Source organism: Stenotrophomonas koreensis (assembly GCF_001431525.1).
In the GTDB taxonomy this organism is placed as follows: Bacteria; Pseudomonadota; Gammaproteobacteria; order Xanthomonadales; family Xanthomonadaceae; genus Stenotrophomonas; species Stenotrophomonas koreensis.
This window is the reverse complement of record NZ_LDJH01000034.1, coordinates 1-1,668: the sequence shown is the minus strand read 5'-3', so window position 1 is coordinate 1,668 and position 1,668 is coordinate 1. Positions and strand designations below refer to the sequence as shown.

At 61.9% G+C, this 1,668-nt stretch carries 1 protein-coding gene; it reads left to right on the top strand.

From position 1 onward, the window contains the following. Positions 1–241: 241 nt before the first annotated feature. A complete protein-coding gene (locus ABB25_RS13910; protein WP_083488368.1) occupies positions 242–1,339 on the top strand; it encodes an IS110-like element ISSko1 family transposase in 1,098 nt (365 codons plus the stop codon). Positions 1,340–1,668: the final 329 nt, after the last annotated feature.

Sequence of the window (1,668 nt, the reverse complement as noted above, 5' to 3'; positions counted from 1 at the left end):
GTCTTTGCACTGCGACGCATCAACGTTGGGATGCGAAGCGCACGAAGTGCATGCTACGACGATTGAAAGAAGGGTCAGATGGTAGCGCCCCAACATAGCCCCCTAACACCTGAGTTAAGCCGCGCCGCGAAGCGGCGTCGGCTTGGATGATCGAATGGACTCCCCGCGTCACCACGCCGCGTCAATGCGCAAGCTGAAACTGTTGCCCATCAGTACGCGGAATTTACGCCAGGAGCCGGACATGCACGCTACCACCAAATTCGCAGGTAATGAATCGTCGGTTGCCGTTACCTTGGCGGTAGACCTGGCCAAGGACGTTTTTGAACTGGCATTTGCCGATGCGGCAGGACGTATCGTCGAGCGCAGGCGGCTCAAGCGTGGTCCGTTTGCGCAATGCCTGGTCAATCGCGCACCGCTGAGCATTGTCATGGAGGCCTGCGGCTCGGCGCATGCGTGGGCGCGGCGCTTCATGCGGCTGGGACACACGGTGAAGCTGCTGCCGGCGCAGCATGTACGCCCCTACGTCCGGCGCAACAAGACCGACCGCGCCGATGCCGCCGGCCTGCTGGAAGCTGCGCGCTGTGGCGATATCCGCCCAGTGCCGGTAAAGACCACGGGGCAGCAGGGTACGCAGGGCCTGCATCGCATCCGCGAACACCACAAGGCCGAACGCACGGCCGCGATCAATCTGGTGCGCGGTCTGTTGCGCGAGTTTGGTACTGCCATTCCTGCCGGGGCCGACAAAATACGTCCAGCCGTGCTGGCTGCCCTGGAGGATGGCGACAATGATCTTCCGATGCCGCTGCGCCATGCCCTGGCTGGCCTGCTGCAGCGGATCGCCTCCTGCGAGGAGGCGATGGCCGCCATCGAGAAGCAGCTGGCCGACATCGCCAGGGACGATACCCGCTGCCAACGTTTGATGGCTGCCAACGGTGTCGGTTTGATTACCGCCACCGCGATGAGTGCGGGCATCGGCGACTTCGCCCGGTTTCCCAGTGGCAGGCACTTTGCCAGCGCACTGGGGCTGACACCACGCGAATACTCCAGCGGCGGCAGCCGCAAGCTCGGGCGCATCAGCAAGCGTGGCGATGTCTACCTGCGCACGCTGCTGATCCATGGCGCACGCTCGGCATTGATCACCGCATGCATGGCGCGCAAGCGCGGCCAGACGCTGGATCGCACCCAGCAATGGGCGCTGGCACTGGCTGAGCGCAAAGGCCACAACAAAGCCGTGGTGGCCCTGGCCAACAAGACCGCACGGCGGTTATGGGCCGCCGAACACCATGGCGTGGGCTTTGATCCAGACCACCTCAGCCAGCGCGAACAACGCGCCGGCTGATCCCGATTCCCCTCGACCGTTTTACTGCAACTACCGTTGAACCGTTCTGCTGTTGCATCGCCTCAACTCATGCAAGCGTGTCGGCCCCCGAAGCAGCCAAGCCGATAACAATTCTGATCCTTCGTGATCGCTTGAACGTCTGGCCCTGCTCCGCGGATTCCATGATGGCTCGGGAAAGCCCACCACAAAGCCGAATACACGAATGCAACCGCTCCCGTTTGCCGGGTTGAAGAAAAAGTTTCAGCAGGATGGAAAATGAAGAATCACATGCCGTGAAGCTGAAGCTTCACAACATCGTGCCGTCAGGATTTGACGGGGGAGTCCATACA